Source organism: Gimesia fumaroli (assembly GCF_007754425.1).
Classification (GTDB): Bacteria; Planctomycetota; Planctomycetia; order Planctomycetales; family Planctomycetaceae; genus Gimesia; species Gimesia fumaroli.
The window spans coordinates 4,392,291-4,412,822 of the sequence record NZ_CP037452.1; the positions used below are offsets into that span (position 1 = coordinate 4,392,291).

The window sequence follows — 20,532 nt, forward strand, 5'->3', positions numbered from 1 at the left end:
CTTAAGGTCCAAGCATGCTCTTGAATTCGTCTTCGTGTTTCAAGATCTCCTGCAGTTTCACCATCGAACGACTAACCATTACGCGAACAGCAACATCAGATTTCCCCAACTGCGCTGCGATCTCTTTAGTCGGGAGCCCTTCGACATATTTCAAACGAATCGCTTCCCGATTCTCTTCCGGTAAACTTTCCAGAGCCAGCAATAACTTCATTTCTTTTGCGCCACGCGAAAACGCCTGACTGGGACTGGTGATACTGGCAATCAGCAAATCCATAAATCCCTGCCCTTCTCCATCACTGGGAGATCGTTGTTTGACTTCTCGTCCGGCTGCCCGCTTTTGTACCTGAAAATATTTTCGGTGATTATCTATAATCCGCCGTTCAGAGAGATGACAGAGCCAGTTGAAAGGCGTCTTCTGCTCAAAATCAATTTGAGATAACGACTCGACTGCGTTCAGCGACACTTCCTGCAGAATATCGGTGGCTTCGACTTTGCTTTTAAGCCCGTCGCTCATGTTTTTATTGATAAAGGCTAACAAAGGGGCACGATGCGCTTCGATAAATTCAAGTAAAGCCGGCTCACTTCCCTGTTTAATCTGGCTAATTAATACTTCGATGTCAGTCGTCATGAAAACTTCACACTTCCTGCAATGAGTCATTCAAGTCGGGCGCGTTCTACTTTCCAGATGACGCATCATCGGTTACTATGATGCCCATTCAGGTAGATCAACTAGTCCCTTTATAACATTGACGGGACGCGTCATCTACTGAATTATTCACAGGAATCATCTCAGAACTGTGTTCATCAATTCAGGAGCACTCTGTTGTCGGAACCGCTGCCACATCTGGATACAACAGACAGCCAGGACAGTCTCGCTGCGCTGACTGGGGTGATGGAACAGTTTGTCGGCGACTGGGAGGCTCAAGAATCTCCCCCGGGATTAAAACAATATCTCCCGGAAACGGCCCCCATCAACCGCTTTCTCCTGATTGAGCTCATTAAAATTGATCTGGAGTTTCGCTGGCAGCAGTTTAATTTTCCCAAACGCATCCCAGAGTATCTCGAAGAGTTCCCCCTGCTGTTGGAAGAAACCATCCCCGTTGATCTGCTCTATGAAGAGTACCATCTCCGCCGCCAGAATGGATTTGAAGTCGACCCCGCTGAATATCTCAGTTTTTTCCCTACAGCCAGTGCCCAGTTGAAACAACTCTTTGAATTGGATCATGCCTACAGCAGCACAAAAATGCTGAGTCATGCTCCACCTCAGGCACTTCATAATTTTCAACCCGGACATACCGTTGATGATTTTGAATTACTGACGCTATTAGGCAAAGGTGCGTTCGCCAAAGTTTACCAGGCACGACAGACTTCAATGCAGCGTCTCGTCGCACTGAAAATTTCGGAAGATTCCAGCGACGAGCCACAAACCCTGGCACAACTCGATCACGACAACATTGTACGAGTGTTTGATCAACGCCTGCTGCCGGAACAAAAAATTCGTCTGCTATATATGCAATACCTCCCTGGCGGTACACTGCAATCCGTCGTCGAAATGATTCGTAAAACAGCCCCGGCTGAACGCTCTGGGAATATTCTCATCTCGGCGATCAATCAGTCTCTGGAATTACGTGGGGAATCACGACCTGCGGAATCTTATACATATCTCACATTGAAGTCGCTCTCTTGGCCGGAAACGATCTGCTGGCTGGGAATTAGACTGGCTAATGCGCTGGACTACGCACATCAGAAAGGCGTCTTACACCGTGATATTAAGCCGGCCAATGTGCTCCTGACATCAGACGGAGTTCCGAAACTGGCCGATTTTAATATCAGCTTCAGTTCGCACGTCACTGGCACCACGCCCGCGGCTTACTTTGGTGGCAGCCTGGCTTATATGTCACCCGAACAACTGGAAGCCTATGCCCCAACTCATACCCGATTACCGGAAAGCCTCGACGAGCGCAGTGACCTATACTCTCTGGGGCTCATGTTATGGGAGCTGCTCACTGGAGTGCGTCCTTTTCAAGATCCTGCCATCTCTTCAGGCTGGTCATCGCTGTTGAATCAGATGATCCAGCAACGCCAATCAGGCTCTGACTTAAATGAAATGCCCCAGCACCTGCCTCCGGACTGTCCAGAACACCTGGTAACAGTTCTCCAAAAATGTCTGACCCCCACTCCTGAAGAACGCTGGACCTCTGGTGCGGAACTTGCCAGCCAATTGAAATTGTGTCTGAATCCCCGCGCACAGCAGATTTTATATTCTCCCTCTACCAGTTGGTTTTCACGCCTGAAAGGCTGGGAGATTCCACTCGTGATTCTGGTCGTCGCTATTCCGAATATTCTGGCCGGCTTATTCAACTTCTTTCACAACCGGAAACACATCGTCGAACACTTAAAAAATTCAGAGGAAGCGTTCTGGCAAATCCAGTCTATAATTAATCTCATCGCCTATCCTCTGGGACTGGGGCTGATTGGCTGGATCACCTGGACCATCCTCCGTTTTTCTGCTGAAAACCGGTTAAGCACCGATTCAACAGATCAACAATCGGCAGTCGTAGAAAAACGCTGTTTGCGCCTGGGGCATTATGCTGCTTTGATCTGTACGGCAGAATGGGTGGTTGCCGGCATCGCCTATCCAGTCAGTATGCACTATGCGATAGGCTCATTATCGATCACGGCCTACCTGCACTTCCTCGGATCGCTTTTATTGTGTGGTCTGATAGCCGCCAGTTATCCTTTTTTCGGCGTCACCTGGTTCAGCCTGCATCTGATCTACCCTCGTCTCCATCCGGCTCATGATTTCAGTCAGCCCGCCCCTGAAAGCTACACTCAAATCAAAAGGCTGAGCTGGGTCTATCTAATCCTGGCGTTCCTCGTACCGATGCTCAGTATCGCCTCGCTGGCCATGATTAATCTGGATGATAAAATCGCAATCGGCATTCTTACTGTCGCCGGAACTCTAGGCGCCATCAGCATTTTCCGCGTTTTCCAGGCACTACAAGCAGATCTGGACGCACTCAACGCGCTCTATTCTCCCCAACAGCCCACACAATAGTGTTCATTTGCTTTTTCTTTTTTTCTGAAAAAAGCTGTAACAGATTCTGACCGTTCCCGCTTGGTGGGGTGTGAGAACAACAAACTCAACACTCAATCAAACCATAAGGAACGAAACGATGAAACTCTCAGCCACTCTCTTCGCCTGTATCACCTTGAGCTTAGTTTTAGCCTCTGAAACGGCATCAGCCGGCAACCGTTTTTCAGGAAAGTCCTCAGGACGATCTTCGAATCGATCATCGAACCGTTCCTTCAATAATCGTAGCTTCCAAAACAATCACAACAAAAACTATCACAACAAAAACAATTTCTCAAAACATAATTTCAATAATCGCACATTTTCCACATCACAAAAGAATCATTTTTCGACGATGCAGCGTAATGCGTCCGTGAAGAAATTCACTCCGAAACAAAACTACCTGAAACCACAGACTCATCATTTTACAAATCGGCACATTAACCAGAACAATGTCAAAAAGACAAATAACAGCAATTTTACCAAATCAAAAATTTACACGTTTTCACCAAAACATAAGCAGATGATTCCAACGAAAACTCAGAACTTCCAACAACATCACAAATTCAACCAACATCACAAACCAACACAACGTCCGTTTAAAACGAATTTCAAACCAGTCAAACACAACTTCGCAAACGGGCACCACAGCAATCATCACAATACTCACCACACTCATCACAAGGGACACCATCATGGTCATAAACACTGGAGTCGTCCCTGGTGCCACATTAACTACCGTCCCGTATGCCCAACAGTATGTCGTCCCTGGTACCCTGTTGTTTGTGCAGATCCAATTGTAACCCCTTGTGTCATCACTTCCTGTGCCCCTGTCACTTATAATGAATTCAACGAACCACTTGTTGCAGCTCCCGTCATTGCCGAAGAAGAAATCGTTGCAGCCACTGAAGCCACTCAGGAACAGACAGAACCAGAGCGTCTGGAGCTTGTCGCAGGACAAAAGTTTCAATTATCTGCAGAAGGGCTGGGAACAGAACAGGGAATGGTTGTTCTGGAAATCAATGAGATGGGATTACCGGCTAAAATCGAAAAGTGGGAAGATACCGCACTCGGTTTCCAGACACCTCAAATTGGCCTGAGCAAAGCCACCGAAGCTAAAATGCACATTATGAACAAAAAAGGTCAGTTGCTGGCGACACTGGATATCAACCTGTTACCAGAAGCAACTGCAGGAGCAACTCAAGTTGCTGCCAACTAATTGCTCTACAGACAACCGTGATGAATCCAATCGAAAAGAGCCTTCCCGGCAAAGGAAGGCTCTTTTCTTAACATATGCTCTATCGCGACCTGCAAATGCCTTCTTACTTCAAGCTGGAAAAAATGCTGCCTCCATGATAACCGGCCCGCCCCATCAACTGTTCTTCCAACCGGAGCAGTTGATTATATTTTGCCAGGCGTTCGCTACGACCTACCGACCCGACTTTGAGCTGCCCCGCCCCCGTTGCCACAACCAGATCGGCAATGGTGGTATCTTCTGTTTCCCCACTCCGAGCCGAAACCACAGGCCAATATCCATGATCAATGGCTATGCGCAAGGTTTCCAGCGTTTCAGAGAGGGTGCCAATCTGATTCAACTTCACCAGCACACTATTCGCGGTTTGACTGTCAATACCCTGCTGCAATCGACGCCGATTAGTCACAAACAGATCATCACCAATCAACTGCACTCGGTGCCCCAGTCGTTCGGTCAGTTTCTTCCAGCCTTCCCAGTCATCTTCGGCCAAACCATCTTCAATACTGATAATCGGATAGGTATCCACCCAACGTTCCAGCATATCGATCACGTCATCGGCAGAAAGTGCTTCGTCCCCCGTTGCATTCAAGTGATAAGTGCCTGACTCTGCGTCATAAAAGTGCGTGCTGGCAACATCCAGCCCAATCGCCACATCTTCACCCGGAACTAAACCCGCCGATTCAATGGCGGCTACAACAAATTTCACCGCTTCGCTGTTACAACTCAGCTTAGGTCCATACCCACCCTCATCACCAATCAATGTTCCTTCATGGCCGGTTTTGTTCAAAATTTGACCGAGTCGACGATAAATGGTCACTATCCATTCAAAAGCCTGTCGATACGAAGTGGCACCGATCGGCAGAATCAGAAAGTCCTGAAAGTCCAGATTCCGTCCTGCATGCAATCCTCCCGAGATCATGTTAACCATCGGCAGTGGGAGCAACATCGATTGTGCCAGCGAAGAGGTCCGCTGGGGAGAATCGGAACCCGACTTCGCAGATGCATATTCGGACCAGATTTCAGCAAAACGTTCGACCGGAGATTGCTGTTGTGCCTCAGCTGCCGCGTATGCCGTTGCCAGCGATGCCCCTAGAATCGCGTTCGCCCCGAGTCGCGATTTATTCTCTGTTCCATCCAATTCACACAATTGGGAATCGATGGCCCGTTGGTCGCAGGCATCCTGGCCGATTAAGAGATCCGCAATCTCGCGTCGTACATTTTCAACTGCCTGAGTCACTCCCAGTCCGTCAAAACGTGCAGCGTCCTGATCGCGCAATTCCACCGCTTCAAATTTTCCGGTACTGGCACCACTGGGAACGATGGCTCTCCCCGGCCGGGAATTGGCACAACAAATCTCGACTTCTACCGTCGGATTGCCGCGGCTATCGTAAACTTCCCGTGCTTGAACATATTCGATTTGAGTCATGACAGATCACGCTCCAGACTTTCAATGTAACGAGTAAATGAATCCACAGTTGATTCTATTATCTAACATAACAGGAATCGAGTGAACCGTCACCTGAATGGATTTCAGGAATTCAGCATCTCCAGCAATCGCAAATTTGCTTTTTCAAGCGATGCAGGAGGATCGAGAATCAGTGAAAGTGCAAACGAGCGGACCTGATCCTGCATCAAAGACTCAGGCAGATAGTCAACTGTGCTTTTTCCGTCCACACGCGCCAGCATACAAGCCGCCAGGTGACGAATGGTTCGTCGCCCCAGTTCCTGCTCTTCCAGTTGATTTGACTGGGAATCGTCGTCCATCGGTAATGGTGACTGATTACAGGCGTACTCTTCCCAAAACGATTCTGCCAACCGAATACATTCTTCGCCTGCTTGTTGATAATGAATGGCCTTCAGCAAGAGATGGCTTAGAAAAAAGCCAAGGTCAAACGCAGGATCGCCATAATGGGCGGTCTCAAAATCAACGAGATGAATTCGTTCTTCGGTTATGAGAATATTCTTGGGGCTGAAGTCAGCTAATACCAGACAGATTTGATTCGAGGACATTTCCTCAATTAAATCATCGACCCAGTCTTTGATTTCGGGATGCGCTTTCACAATGAATCGATAAAAAGGATCAATCCTGAGCTGGTCAAAGATTTCCCAATCTCCCCATTGGGTGCGATAGTGATCGTTCAAAAAACTCTGGCGATGAATCGTGCTCAGGTAAGTCCCTAATTCCCGCGCAATGTTCTGATCGAATCTTCCATCTAATAGCTCTGCCTTCCAGACTTTATGATCGGCATCAATGGCTTCCATCGCAAACAGGTAGTTTTCACGATCTTCAAACAGAACTTGAGGCACCACTCCCCCTGGCAGGAGGTGCTGTAATTCCTGCATCACTTCCAGTTCACGCCAGATACGATCAAGGTGGCTGAACCACTCTGCCTGAGTCCGTAATTGCTTACGGGACTGCTTGATCACAAAATCAGCACCCACCCCACGATCTATACGAATGACTATATTGGAGACGCCCCATGCGAGTGCTTCTGCTGAGGCTGGTTCATCAGCCCCTAAATGCTCCTTGGCTCTCAAATACGCAATCACATTTTCTGCCGTGATCTCCTGGATCATATCACTTTCCCATAAGCTCAGAAGCGTTAATACTTGTTAACACCTACCGTTATCGCAGTGAATGTCTTCCCGTCAATTTACCGAAATCGATATAATTCCAGCAAAATTATTACGTCCTGTCGCATGTTCTGCTACTGATATTTGCCACATAATCGTCACAATCTGATGCCTCACCTGACTTACCTGACCGGTTCCACATAAATAGCCGTCAAGCTGACTTGTGAAAAAGTTGGTTTCAAGACAACTTTTTGTTGCCAGTACCATTTAATATGCTGTAAGATGGTAATAATGAGATAGTTGTAATAACTGGCTATTTCAGGTTTATCAACTGAATTCTTTTCTTACACCACGCCTGCGTGGTAGTCTCTTAGTGAACCACAGGAACAATTTCTATGTTGTCCACAAAACCTGCTTCCCGATTATTGATGTTTCTTTCTGTTTGCTGTCTGGCACTCTGCCTGAGTACCAGCCTTGAAGCAGCAAAGAAATCAATCAAGCCACAGAAATATGATCCTTCTGCTGAAAAGGTCGATGATCTTTTCTCCGCGATGGAATCAGGTTTAGTTGATGTCAAAATTATTGCCAAGAGTTCCAAGGGCGGTAATGTTTTGATCACAAACAACAATGCCAAACCTCTCAACGTCAAACTGCCTGAAACATTTCTTGCAGTTCAAGTCCTCAAACAAGGCGCCCTCGGTGGTGGCTTAGGTGGTGGACTTGGTGGTGGCGGTCTTGGCGGTGGGCTAGGTGGCCAAGGTGGTGGCGGCGGTCAGACAACTGGCGGCGGTGCCGGTGGTGGACTGGGTGGCGGCTTAGGTGGTGGTCTTGGTGGAGCCGGTGGTGCTGGCGGTGCCGGCGGTGGTTTCTTCTCCATTCCTCCTGAAAAAACCGTTTATGTCCCCTACACTTCAGTTTGCCTGGAACACGGAAAAGCAGAACCAGCTGCTCGGATGAATTACCGCATGGTCAAAACAGAAGAAATGGTCAAAGACCCTGCTCTTAAAGAACTGCTCCGATTCGTGGCAACGGGTCGTGTCAATCAACAGGCAGGGCAAGCTGCCGCATGGCATCTGGCTAACAAAATGAGTTGGCAACAACTGGCTTCGAAATCAGTCAAACACTTAGGTGGTGCTCCTGCCACACCGTATTTCAACCCGGCTGAACTGCAGTACGCCACGCAATTGGTAAGCATGGCACAGGAACGTGCTCGCAACCGACAAGAAACAGCCAGTACCAGTGAAGAAAAAACAAAAACCAGAACGGAAACAGCTCGTAGTTTTTCAGAGTAGTTGAACCTCGAATCAATCACGTTTCCACTTCATACAACAAAATCAGGTTCGCTTCGGCGAGCCTTTTTTTGTGCGCAGCACTACCACTTGGTCATCAACTGAGGTATTTTGGAAGGAAGTTAAAATAATCATTCCGTCATTACCATCGGAGTAAAAGACCATGATGCACAACCTCAAAAGACGATCCTACCTCACACTCTTCCTCATTTTTCCCCTGCTGTTTTCCACACCTACTCTTCACGCAGCAGACATTGAGCCGTTGCGCATCATCTGCTTTGGAGCTCATCCGGATGATGCAGAATATAAAAATGGAGGCACAGCCGCACTCTGGGCACAGCAAGGTCATAAAGTAAAACTGGTCTCGGTCACGAATGGTGATATTGGTCATTTTGAAATGGCCGGAGGAACACTGGCCCAGAGAAGAACGGAAGAAGTCAAAGCCGCCGGAAAAATTTTGGGCGTGGAATCAGAAGTCCTCGATATCCATGATGGGGAATTGTTGCCCACACTCGAAAACCGAAAAAAGATCGTGAAACTCATTCGCGAATGGAAAGCCGATCTGGTGATTTCACATCGTCCCTGGGATTATCATCCTGATCATCGCTATGTCGGCGTTCTCATTCAGGACGCCGCGTTTATGGTCACCGTTCCTTATTTTTGTCCTGATGTGCCGCGTTTGAAAAAGAATCCCGTCTTTATGTATTCGAGTGACGGATTCAAAAAACCATACCCTTTTCGGCCTGATGTTGTCGTCGCCGTTGATAATGTATTCGATCAAAAACTCAAAGCGGTCGCTCAACTGGTTTCACAATCATTGGAAGGGGGCGCGGGAGGGAATCCGGAACGCGCCGCGAAAGTACCACCGGCCAATCCACCAGAATTACGTGTAGAACACATTCGTCCTTCCTGGTCGCGCAGGCAGTCTTCTGAAGCCAATAAATTCCGCACGGAACTGATTGGCATTTATGGCGAAGAAGTCGGCAAAAAAATCAAATACGCCGAATCGTTTGAACTGTGCGAATATGGTTCTCGGCCCAATAAAAAAATGCTCCTTAAACTATTTCCGATTGAAGCATCTATTCCCAAATCAGATGAATAAACAAAACGCCGTTTAAATATTCATTTCACTCAGACCCATGAATTAACAAACCTTTAGGGATGATTCTGATTCATCTCTAAAGGTTTTTCACGTTATGGGCTAGTCAAATGCTGTCACGTTGTAAATAATTGACATTAGTAGTATTTACTCATTAGTATGTACTATACAGTGATCTAAAAGGGGACTTACCTGTTCTCCCCTGTTGCGATGGCGCAGCAGCGGCCTTCCAGAGACGCACCCGGATCATTGAATTGCCTGACAATCATGAGGGCAAGTGAATGAATCTCAATATTCTCCGTACGACCAGCTGCCTGTTCTTTTTCCTCAGTCTGATCATCCAACCTGCTTTTCTCTTTGCCAAAGATGCAGAAGTAAAGACTTCCTCGATTGATTTCGAGAAACAAATCAAACCTCTGTTTCAGGCAAAATGTTATTCCTGCCACGGTCGGGAAATGCAGGAAGGTGGTTTTCGGCTCGACCTGAAAAGTCGTGCGCTCGAAGGAGGCGACAGCGGCCTCGCTATCAAGCCTGGAAACAGTCAGAAAAGTGAACTCTATCATCGTTTAGCGGGAATCGGCGATGGAGATAAAATGCCACCGGAAGGGGAAGGAACGCCCCTCTCTAACGCCGAACTCACTCTCATCAAACGTTGGATTGAACAAGGCGCTACATGGCCGGAATCCGCAAGCTCCAAAGACAAACTCCCCGGCTCAAATCACTGGTCTTTCCAGCCAGTAAAAAAGATCACTCCGCCTCAGGTTCAAAACACTTCCTGGGGCAAGAACGGAATTGATGCATTTATTCTCCGAAAACTGGAACAGGAAAAAGTTGAACCTTCCGCGGAAGCTGATCGTAGTACTTTGGTCAGACGCGTCTACCTCGATTTAACCGGGCTGCCTCCCACCGTAGAAGAATGGGAACGCTGGACACAGGATACAAATCCCAACTGGTATGAAACACTGGTTAACCAGCTCTTGGCATCTCCCCATTATGGCGAGCGCTGGGGCCGGCATTGGCTGGATCTGGCACGTTATGCCGACAGTGATGGATTTGAAAAGGATAGCAAACGCCCACATGCCTGGCGCTGGAGAACCTGGGTCATCAATGCATTGAATGATGACATGCCTTTTGATCAGTTTTCAATGGAGCAACTGGCAGGAGATTTATTACCCAAACCGAAAACCAGTCAATTAGTGGCAACCGGTTTTCATCGTAATACATTAATCAACCGGGAAGGGGGAACCGATCCGGAAGAAGATCGCGTCAAACGAACCGTTGATCGTACCAATACTCTGGGTTCAGTCTGGCTGGGTATCACTGTCGAATGCGCACAATGCCATACTCACAAATATGATCCACTGACACAGCGTGAATACTATCGGCTGTATGCCTTTTTCAACTCGCTAACCGAACCCGATATTGGCGCGCCACTCCCCGATGAACAGGCCGCCTTCGAAAAAGCAAACCAGGTTTATCAAAAAGATCATCGTCCACTTGTCAAAGCCATTCGCGCATATGAACAAAATCAACTCGAAAGTGCTCTGAAGAACTGGGAAAAACAGAAAACCGAAACCAAACCAGTCTGGTCTGTTCTTCAGCCTGAATCGGTGCACGCCAAACAAAATACAACCCTGAAGATTTTGCCTGATCGATCCATTCTCGCAGATGGTGAAAATCCCGGCCGCGCGGAAATCTATTACATCACATTTAAAACGGACTTAAAAAACATCAACGGCATCCGCCTGGAAGCACTCACCGATCCCAGCCTTCCAAAAAATGGACCGGGCCGTAGTCCTTCAGGCGATTTCGAATTAACCATGCTCAAGGTCAAAGCAGCATCTCTGCAAAATCCACAATCAACCAAAGAGATCAAATTACAAAAAGCACAAGCGAGCTTTGAAATGGCCGGTTATAAAGTGGATCGTGTAATCAATAACAGCCCGCATGCCGGCTGGTCAATCAGTCCTGAACAGGGGAAAAAACAGATTGCCACGTTCGAAACCAAAGAAGCATTCGGATATGAAACAGGCACCCTGATTACGGTTTCGTTACAACAGTCTTCAACACGAAAGCTTTACCATAATCTGGGGAGATTCCGCCTGTCGCTGACCTCGGGCCCTAAGCCGTTACCTCTGAACGGAATGACGGATCTAATTGTCGAGACATTGAATACTCCCCAAGATCAGCGCACCAGCGAGCAACAACAGGAACTGTTAGACTATTATCGCACGATTGACCCACAGTTAAAGAAACTGAAACAGGCAGAACTGGCCCATCGAAAAAAAGCGCCTCGCAATCCCGCCAAAACCACAAAGGCCCAGGTCGTTGACCATTTGAAGGTACCCCGCAAAACTCGATTGCTGGTTCGTGGGGAATTTTTAAATCCTGCTGATGAAGTCAAACCAAACACGCCGGCTATTCTGCCACCACTCAAAACTGAAACTCCCAGTCGCGTTGATCTGGCTCACTGGCTCTTTGATCCAAACAACCCGCTCACGGCACGTGTTACTGTGAATCGAATCTGGAGCCGCTATTTTGGACGCGGTATTGTTTCCACGATTAATGATTTTGGTACGCAGGGAGAACCCCCGTCACATCCCGAGCTTTTGGACTGGTTAGCAGCACAATTTCGTGAAAACAACTGGAGCCTCAAACAGCTCCATAAGTTAATTGTAATGTCAGCCACCTATCGACAGTCCTCGCACGCGAGACCAGAACTTACAGAACGTGATCCTTACAATACCTGGTTGTCACACCAGAATCGGCTGCGGGTCGAAGCGGAAATCATCCGTGATCAGGCTCTGACCGTCAGTGGTCTGATCAAACATAAAATTGGAGGACGGAGTGTCAATCCACCCCAGCCGGAAGGAATCGCCAGTCTGGGATATGCTAACTCAGTTAAATGGCCCACCAGTAAAGGCGATGATCGGTACCGGCGCGGGATCTATACGTTCTTCCAACGAACAGTGCCCTACCCGATGCTCATGACATTCGACTCACCAGATTCAAATCTGAGTTGTACTCGCAGAGAAAGATCAAATACCCCACTACAGGCACTGACGATCTGGAATGACCCCGTTTTCTTTGAATGTTCACAGGTACTTGGAAAACGCATCGTCGAAGATACACAACCCAGGGATATCAACCTGACCTCCCGCATCAATCATGCGTTCCAGCTCTGCCTGGCCCGTCAACCGTCACAGGAAGAACGCGATATCATCAAGAAACTGTATCAGGAACAGACACAACTCCTCAAATCAGATCAGGCGGCAGTCAGTAAGTTAACCCAGTCACAAACGATTCCGACAGGCAGTACTCCACAAGAAGTTGCCACCTGGATCATCATTGGAAGGGTTCTCATGAATCTGGACGAATTTGTAACACGCGGTTAGCCCTCTCAACGACTCTCAAACAGACATTTTATAAATATTTGGATCAATGCAATGATGAATCCCAATCCTGAGTCTTTAAATCTGGCACGACGGCGTTTTCTAATGAACTCTTCGTGTAGTGTTGCCAGTTTTGCACTGGCGGCTATGATGGAAAAAGAAGGCCTGCTGGCTGCGGAATCCAATCTGTCCAATCCACTGGCTCCCAAAGACTCTCATTTCCCGGGGACCGCCAAAAACTGTATTTTCATTTTTCTGGCAGGTGGCCCCAGCCAAATTGACTTGTATGACCCCAAACCCAAACTACAGGAACTCAACGGCCAACCGCTGCCGAAAGAACTTACTGAAAAAGTTCGTTTTGCTTTCATCAACAAAGAAACCGCAACCTTAAGCGGCTCTTCTCGTAAATTCAAAAAACATGGCGAATGCGGAACAGAGTTCTCCGATGTGCTACCACATATCGGCTCCTGTGCGGACGATATCGCACTGATTCGTTCCATGTACACGGAACAGTTTAACCACCATCCCGCACAGTTGATGATGAATACGGGCGTCGGACGTTTTGGCAGGCCCAGTATCGGCTCATGGCTAAATTATGGTCTGGGAAGCCAGGCCAACAAATTGCCTGGATATGTTGTCCTGACAGCTGGACGCGGCGCCAGTGGTGGTGCCTCACTCTGGTCAAGTGGTTCTTTACCTTCCACCTATGCAGGAGTTTTATTCCGAAATAAAGGAGAGCCGGTTCTCAATCTGAACAACCCTCCCGGGATCAATTCAGAAATTCAGAAATCGGGACTGGATGCGATCAAAAAACTGAATCAGCAACAGCTGGCGCAAACAGGTGATGACGAAATCGCCAGCCGGATCGCCAGCTATGAACTCGCCTTCCAAATGCAATCATCGGCTCCGGAACTGATTGATCTATCCAGTGAAACCCAGGAAACTCAGGAAACATATGGACTGAACCGAAAAGGCGACACCAAAAATGGAAAACGGGGAGGGGGCTCAGATACCGAAGCCGCATTCGCTCGTAACTGTCTTCTGGCGCGCAGACTCGTTGAACGAGGAGTACGGTTTATCAATCTGTATCACGCCTCATGGGACCATCACAGTGGACTGGATGCGGGAATTTCCAGAAATGCCGGCATCGTCGATCAGCCGGTCGCTGCACTGCTCAAAGATCTGAAGCAACGCGGTCTGCTCGATTCCACACTGGTCGTAATGGCGGGTGAATTTGGACGCACGCCTCTTGGAGAAAACCGAACAGGATCAAAAGCCGTTACCGGACGCGATCATCACCCGGGTGCCTTCAGTCTCTGGATGGCGGGGGGCGGTGTTAAAGGCGGACAAGTGATTGGGAAAACCACCGAACTGGGCTGGTCGGTTGAAGAAGACCCGGTGCACATTAATGATTTCCATGCCACCCTATTACACTTGTTTGGCTTGAATCATCTCAAACTGGCACAAAAATTTGGTGGTCTGGACATCCGCCTGACCAACGTCGGCGGAAAAGTCGTCGAAAAACTAATTGCCTGATATTATCTGATACTTTGAATTGAAGAGACACACCGGGCAACTCTATGGCCAGCTGATTTCACCGCCGATTACCAGACCGTGCAGCTTAAAACTATCTAGACTGTTCTGAGCCTGCAACGAAACGCCAGAGACAGAATTTGTTGTCGATGTATTGTAATAAATAATCGAGTCTGGTCGGGCAATATGACTCGCCCACAAGAAATTATACCCTACATTAAATGTGAAGTATTCACTCAGATGAAATCGAGCATTCAGCCCGAATTCGAATGTGGGAGAAAATCGTCTCTTTGAAATATGAGTTACATGAGTCGGGTCTGCTGCCCCCAGGAATTGATTCGTCAAGACACTTCCCTCGTAGTTATTCACACCGAATCCGATCTTTGGCTGTGCTGAAATTGTAAACCAGGGATGCACAAATTCCATGCGTATCCCCGCCTGGGGAACATAGAGCTTGTTATTCGTCGAAGAATTGATTGTCGATTCAAACAGAGGAACAGGGACTGTCAAAGTCAGATCTTCAAATGATCCACGAACATTCATCTCTTCGCCAATTTTCAGATACCGAAAACCAACCAAAGGTCGAATCTGTAAACCACCTACTCCATAATATGTTCGGAAGAAGAGACTTTCTGTGTTAATCACATAGTTACTCTCCACTCCCCATGCCTGCGACTGATAGGTAGCAGAAAACATTTGATTAAAATTTTGACCAGTTGAAGCAGCCAGTTGACCATCCAGAAATGTCTGTATGGAAATCATATCTGTCTGCCCGAATGAGGGCCCTAATAAATCTGTGGGCCCGTATGAGACAGAACTAACATCTGTTTTCATTCCAAAGAAAATAGTTTCTAAAGTACCACTCTTGAAATCGACTCCCACAGTCCCTCGAATTCCATTGGAACCATTCGCACCGATCGAATTCAGATCGGCCTCTTTCGTCGAAAACACATTTCCGTCAACATCAGTAAATGTATAAGGCTCGCGCGGATCATTCCCCGAAGTCGTCTCTGTACCAATTAACTGATTTCCAGGAGGTGCTTTCCAAAGTAGATACTCCAATCGCATCCAACTGCTTTGAACCACATTTTTAAACTGACCATCCATCGGATGATCATAGGCCCAACCTCGATCGACGGGCAAAACACGAGTGATCATTTCAGACTGATCTGCCGGCCCATAATAGTCGGACTGATATTGATCGACGGTCTGATACTCTACCGGTCCCTGCTCGTAAGTCATGGGAGCATGATTGCCGGGGCGATACGCGGCTTCTGAAAAAACAGCCCCTGGGGAGACTGGTCCACCAGCAGCAGGTCCATACTGAGCCTGCGCAGAACGGAACCCCATCCCTGACAGGAGAACAAGCATTCCAAGCAATAATCGGTAGGCCGGGTTTACCATGTTGTACTTCAATCTCATTTTAAAGAAGTCTACAAGCCGGAGACTCTACAAAACAGCCTTCAAAGCAAGGCAGATCCAGCAAACAATACCTCTGCAGCGCAGGATTTTCTGCGTGAAGAGTATTAGATATATCAAAGGTATCGGTTATATGGGTTATTCGACTTGTAGGAATCCTGCATTCTTGGACAGAAAGTTCGGAACCGGTTCCAGAAACAGCGGTACCTCAGGAAAGATAGGAGCCCCAGGTAAAGCAAACCCCAGCACTGTAAGATTTACAACCATGAAAGACCTCATTAGATCAGCTCATGCTCGTCGTAGTGCCTGCTTCAATCTGGCTCGCTTGCCAGAACGATAGAGTAGGAAAAGCGGAATCATTCCTGATAAAAGTAAGACGGCCCCGAACACGGGCCTAGACACCATCCAGACTGCCGACATCAATATCAGGGTGAGACTTAAGGAACTTAGTAGAGCAAATACAGTAATCCCCCGCCCGACAAAGTTACTCAGTAGTGGAATTTTCTCAACAAGTACAACCAGTGGTTTAAAGAGAGTGGCTAGCCCCAGAAACAAAATGACCCACCCCGCAATCCTGAATCCCCAGTTGAGAGCGGTGGTCGACTCCAGGTTCTGAGTATCTACACGGACATTCGTTTCGTCTTCGGATGATTTCTGCTGTGTCTCCGAGATCACAGATTGCGCCTGTTCCAGTTTGAGTTCACGTTCCAGAATAGTTGTTTCATTATGCCAGAGCAAAAAGAGCCCCGCGATCAAAAATACAATCCCCACGCCAAGATTCTTCAAGGCAGTTTTGAATCGTTTACCGAAGGAGTTCTCTTGATTTGACTCAGTTTTCTGGTTCATTGGATCTGACTTACCTAAGGGGAAAGGAAACGGAACCACACTTTTGATCAGGGCCCCGGCGGTTGACTGGAAAGACTCTCCAACACTTCTTGTGTTCTGATAATCTGCTCAGGAGTTACAGTCAAATAGCGCTGCATTCCATTTGTATCAGCCGAGTATTCCAGTTTGCCCTGCGCGTTGATTGTAAATTTTCCCGGCATCGAAAGGCCGAAGTAATTCCGGTCAGGCCTGACCGCATAGAGAACACTTGTTAAATCATAAGTCGGACGATCGTAGGGCATTTTGTGCCAATATTCATAGCCAATTTTCACAGGATGATGTTTTACATAGTTGTAATCATTCAAAATGCTGGTCGCGCGGTTTTGAATTGCACGACCGACTTCCCAACCACTGACAACAACAGGTACCTTGTCTGGCCAGAGAGCGTATAATGTACGAGCTGCGGGAACGTCTATTTTGACGTTATATTCATGGAACGAATCAGGCTTGCTCTTATCAAAACGACCAATCATCTGTGAAAGCAATTTGACTTTTCGCGCTACTAGTTCCTGTCCTGTCAAAGGACTGTATTTATCCCCAGGAGATTGTAACAAACGCGCGATGTTCGTTGAGAACCCCACAACAACCATCACAACAGAACGATCTGCTTGCGCAGCGAGTGTTTTTCGTAATACGTTTACAGCCTCGGGAATATCTTCTGCACGCTGAAATTGGCGAGTAAAAACCGGCTTTCCATTTTCGGAATATTCAACCACCTTCCTCACATATGAACCATCCTTCGGAGTGACTCCTTTGTGAACGCGCCCCAGCGGAATGTCGGGGCGACCATAAAACGTATTCATCACATCACAATAGAGTGCTGAATAGGGATTATCCTTACTACTGGTAACAGCCAGGAGTTCACACTCTCCTCGTGACTGTAAAGAGTGGATCACAGCCAATGCCAGGGCATCATCTATATCATTCCCAATATCCGTATCAAAAATCAATTTGACAGGTGATCCCGCGATCGCAGAGGCCTGCATAGCATAATAACCCGAAATAAGAGCCAAACATGCAAGAATTGGTCGTATACCCATTTGTTTCTCTGATAATTTGAAGAACTCGGAGTTTGATTAGTTTAAGTCAGGATAGAGTCTCACTCTGAAAATGACAATCATTCACTACACAGATTCCATGATCTGGAATTCTTTGCCGGGGGACAACCGGTATGCAATGAAATCCCAGTGAAGATTTTGTATTATGAGTGTCCCCAAAATCATTTTTAAGTTGTATTTCAGGAAACGTTTTACGGACGACAAGGGTGTTATCAATGCCAGAACAGTGTTTTTTAGGAGTCGATTTAGGCGCTGAGAGCGGACGCGTATTAGCAGGAATTCTGGAAGAGAAACAGATCCGACTAGAGGAGATCTACCGTTTCAGCAATGGGCCCGTTCCGGTGGCAGGCACGCGCCGATGGAATGTCATCGGTCTCTGGTCATCAATTCTCAAAGGCCTGACGCTGGCAGCCCAAAAATACGGCGATCGCATCATTTCAGTAGGAGTCGATACCTGGGGAGTTGACTATGCAATCCTTTCGCAGAAGCAGGAACTCCTCGGACAACCCTATCACTATCGTGACCCCCGTACGGAAGGCATGTTGAATTTAGCAACATCTCGCGTGCCTCAACAGGAGATCTTCGATGCCACCGGACTGCAGTTTATGGAGATCAATACACTTTATCAATTGTTGTCGATGCAGCAGACCGATCCAGAATTATTAAATCAGGCGGAAACTTTTCTCATGATGCCTGATTTTTTCCACTGGCTGCTCTCAGGAAGCCAAGTCGTAGAGTTCACTAATGCAACCACGACACAATGCCTGAACCCCAAAACAGGAGATTGGGCCGTCGATTTGTTAAGGAAACTCGAGATTCCCACCAGTATGTTTCCCAAAATTGTTCCCCCCGGAACAAAGCTGGGGACGCTCCGCGATGAAGTCATGCAACAGACGGGACTTGGCAAAATCGACGTGATCACTCCTGCCACACACGATACTGCTTCCGCTGTCGCAGCCATCCCCACATCGCATACGGGGAATCCCGACTGGGCTTACATCAGCTCCGGAACCTGGTCATTGATGGGTGTCGAAGTAAATTCAGCGGTTCTTGGTAAACGAGCCTTTGAATTAAATGTCACCAATGAAGGAGGCATTGACGGAACCTACCGATTGCTGAAAAATATTATGGGGCTCTGGTTAGTTCAGGAATGCAGACGTGCCTATGAGCGTCGAGGAAAGACGCTGGACTACTCGGAACTCGCCGAGGCTGCTGCCTCAGCTGAGGCCTTTCGTTCTCTCGTTGATCCGGATGACACAAGATTTCTCAGTCCTGACGATATGCTGGAAGCCATCAAAGGTTTTTGTGAAGAAACCGGGCAACCAGTTCCAGAAACCGAAGGGCAGTTTATTCGCTGTACTCTGGAAAGCCTGGCTCTCAAATATCGCAAGGTTCTCGGCTGGCTGGAAGAACTGACAGGTGTCCCCATCGAAATCATACACATCGTCGGCGGAGGGACAAAAAACGAATTACTAAATCAGTTCACAGCAAACTCCTGCCAGATTCCTGTCGTGACAGGCCCCGTGGAAGCAACTGGGCTTGGAAATGTCTTAGTCCAGGCCAGAGCAGCAGGGTCCGTGAGTTCTCTGGCAGAAATTCGAGAAATTGTCAGAAATTCCACGGATACTCAAAAATATGAGCCACAAGACCAGGATCTCTGGGAACAGGCAAATCAACGATTTGACAGCCTTCTGAACGCCAGGTCGTAAACAGTGAGACAATCTGGTATTCACAAGCAGATGCTTGCTGTCTGTATTGGAAATCTATATCATCCCGATCTGTAAATATTTTTTACGACATTTATCCAGCTTCACATAGTAAGAGAGTAGAATAATGGGTCTATTTGACCGTTTAAAACGTGGCTTGGAAAAAACAAAAGAAGTTTTGCGAACCGATGTTCGTGACTTATTTAAAGCGGGTGAAATTCTGGATGATCAGAAGATCGAAGAATTCGAAGCCCGTCTGATTAAGACTGACATGGGAGTCGCATCCTCTTCTGCAATTTGTGAGGAAATTCGTAAAAAACATGGCGGTCGAACTGTCATTCTTGATGAAATTGAAGAAACAGTCAAAGAGAAACTCAGATCGTTACTCGAAGGCGAAGGCGATACCAAATGGGACCTCGAAGACCCTCTGTCGCCGCTGAATCAGAACCCAGACGGAGTCACCGTTATTCTAGTAGCCGGGGTCAATGGAGTCGGTAAAACGACTTCGATCGCAAAACTGGCCAATTTAATTCTCAAACAGAATAAAACCGTTTTATTAGCGGCTGGAGATACGTTTCGTGCTGCTGCTGTCGAGCAACTTACGATGTGGGCCAACCGGCTGGGATGCGATATTGTAACACGGCCAGACGGAACGGATCCTGCCAGTGTCGCCTATACCGGATGCGAACGAGCCTTGGAAACCGGTGTTGATTATCTGATCATCGACACAGCAGGAAGATTGCAAACGCACACGAACCTGATGGAAGAATTGCAAAAAATCAAACGGGTTATCAGCAAAAAGATCCCGAATGCGCCACACGAAAGTCTGTTAGTCCTGGATGCGACGACAGGCCAAAATGGGATCAGCCAGGCCGAGAATTTCACGAAAGCAGTCGAGTGCACGGGACTAATTTTAGCAAAATTAGATGGTACTGCCCGTGGCGGAGTCACTGTTGCCATCCGCCAGAAGATGGGCATCCCCGTTAAGTACGTCGGGGTTGGGGAGCAAATAGATGACTTGGAACTCTTTAACTCACAGGGGTTTGTAGACGCGCTGTTCGTCTGATGCCTCCAAAACAGGCTCGTCTTAAAGCCTTATTCATTTAGTACTTCTACAGAGTTGGTAACTCTACTTTTTCATCTTTGCATGAAAAACGCGCATACTTAATGATATTCATCATTTGTTAAAATATTCGGCTCCCGAAATATAGCGAACCATGCATGACCCTCCTGATCGTGCAAGATATTC

Annotated in this window: 14 protein-coding genes; 8 read left to right on the forward strand and 6 right to left on the reverse strand. The window is 47.6% G+C overall.

The window, feature by feature from the left end:
* Position 1: 1 nt before the first annotated feature.
* Positions 2-628: an RNA polymerase sigma factor gene (locus Enr17x_RS16530; RefSeq protein ID WP_145310592.1), complete on the reverse strand. Its 627-nt coding sequence runs from the start codon at positions 626-628 to the stop codon at positions 2-4.
* Between the two features lie 195 nt (positions 629-823).
* Here Enr17x_RS16530 and Enr17x_RS16535 point away from each other — a divergent pair, with 195 nt between their 5' ends.
* Both Enr17x_RS16535 and Enr17x_RS16540 read left to right on the forward strand, forming a co-directional pair.
* Entirely contained in the window at positions 824-3,058 is a 2,235-nt protein-coding gene (locus tag Enr17x_RS16535; RefSeq protein ID WP_145310594.1) for a serine/threonine-protein kinase, read from the forward strand.
* Between the two features lie 118 nt (positions 3,059-3,176).
* Positions 3,177-4,292, forward strand: a complete 1,116-nt coding sequence (locus Enr17x_RS16540) for a hypothetical protein (RefSeq protein ID WP_145310596.1) — start codon at positions 3,177-3,179, stop codon at positions 4,290-4,292.
* Between the two features lie 103 nt (positions 4,293-4,395).
* Here the strand turns inward: Enr17x_RS16540 and eno are convergent, their stop codons facing one another.
* Positions 4,396-5,754, reverse strand: a complete 1,359-nt coding sequence (gene eno / locus Enr17x_RS16545; protein WP_145310598.1) for a phosphopyruvate hydratase — start codon at positions 5,752-5,754, stop codon at positions 4,396-4,398.
* A gap of 104 nt (positions 5,755-5,858) precedes the next feature.
* Positions 5,859-6,905, reverse strand: a complete 1,047-nt coding sequence (locus Enr17x_RS16550; RefSeq protein ID WP_145310600.1) for a phosphotransferase family protein — start codon at positions 6,903-6,905, stop codon at positions 5,859-5,861.
* A 392-nt stretch (positions 6,906-7,297) separates the two neighbouring features.
* Between Enr17x_RS16550 and Enr17x_RS29655 the strand changes: the two genes are divergently transcribed.
* The 4 genes from Enr17x_RS29655 (at position 7,298) to Enr17x_RS16575 (ending at position 14,218) form a co-directional block, all read left to right on the forward strand.
* Positions 7,298-8,194, forward strand: coding sequence for a hypothetical protein (locus Enr17x_RS29655; protein ID WP_198000622.1), 897 nt, complete (start codon positions 7,298-7,300; stop codon positions 8,192-8,194).
* Between the two features lie 160 nt (positions 8,195-8,354).
* Complete coding sequence (locus Enr17x_RS16565; protein ID WP_232100749.1) at positions 8,355-9,293, forward strand: PIG-L deacetylase family protein; 939 nt, start codon at positions 8,355-8,357, stop codon at positions 9,291-9,293.
* A 278-nt stretch (positions 9,294-9,571) separates the two neighbouring features.
* Positions 9,572-12,685, forward strand: coding sequence for a PSD1 and planctomycete cytochrome C domain-containing protein (locus tag Enr17x_RS16570; RefSeq protein WP_145310602.1), 3,114 nt, complete (start codon positions 9,572-9,574; stop codon positions 12,683-12,685).
* A gap of 54 nt (positions 12,686-12,739) precedes the next feature.
* Complete coding sequence (locus Enr17x_RS16575; RefSeq protein ID WP_145314048.1) at positions 12,740-14,218, forward strand: DUF1501 domain-containing protein; 1,479 nt, start codon at positions 12,740-12,742, stop codon at positions 14,216-14,218.
* Positions 14,219-14,260: 42 nt separating this feature from the next.
* On the opposite strand, the gene Enr17x_RS16580 is transcribed toward Enr17x_RS16575, so the two are convergent.
* The 3 genes from Enr17x_RS16580 to Enr17x_RS16590 all read right to left on the reverse strand — a co-directional run bounded on the left by Enr17x_RS16580 (position 14,261) and on the right by Enr17x_RS16590 (position 17,505).
* Positions 14,261-15,619, reverse strand: a complete 1,359-nt coding sequence (locus Enr17x_RS16580) for a BBP7 family outer membrane beta-barrel protein (RefSeq protein ID WP_198000623.1) — start codon at positions 15,617-15,619, stop codon at positions 14,261-14,263.
* Between the two features lie 303 nt (positions 15,620-15,922).
* Positions 15,923-16,480: a TMEM43 family protein gene (locus Enr17x_RS16585; protein WP_145310607.1), complete on the reverse strand. Its 558-nt coding sequence runs from the start codon at positions 16,478-16,480 to the stop codon at positions 15,923-15,925.
* Positions 16,481-16,527: 47 nt separating this feature from the next.
* Positions 16,528-17,505: a nucleoside hydrolase gene (locus tag Enr17x_RS16590; RefSeq protein WP_198000624.1), complete on the reverse strand. Its 978-nt coding sequence runs from the start codon at positions 17,503-17,505 to the stop codon at positions 16,528-16,530.
* 287 nt (positions 17,506-17,792) lie between these two features.
* On the opposite strand from Enr17x_RS16590, the gene rhaB reads away from it, so the two are divergent.
* Entirely contained in the window at positions 17,793-19,286 is a 1,494-nt protein-coding gene (gene rhaB / locus Enr17x_RS16595; protein WP_145310611.1) for a rhamnulokinase, read from the forward strand.
* Positions 19,287-19,410: 124 nt separating this feature from the next.
* Positions 19,411-20,349 carry a signal recognition particle-docking protein FtsY gene (gene ftsY / locus Enr17x_RS16600; protein ID WP_145310613.1) on the forward strand — a complete coding sequence of 313 codons (939 nt, stop codon included), beginning with the start codon at positions 19,411-19,413 and terminating at the stop codon, positions 20,347-20,349.
* The last annotated feature ends 183 nt before the right edge of the window (positions 20,350-20,532 follow it).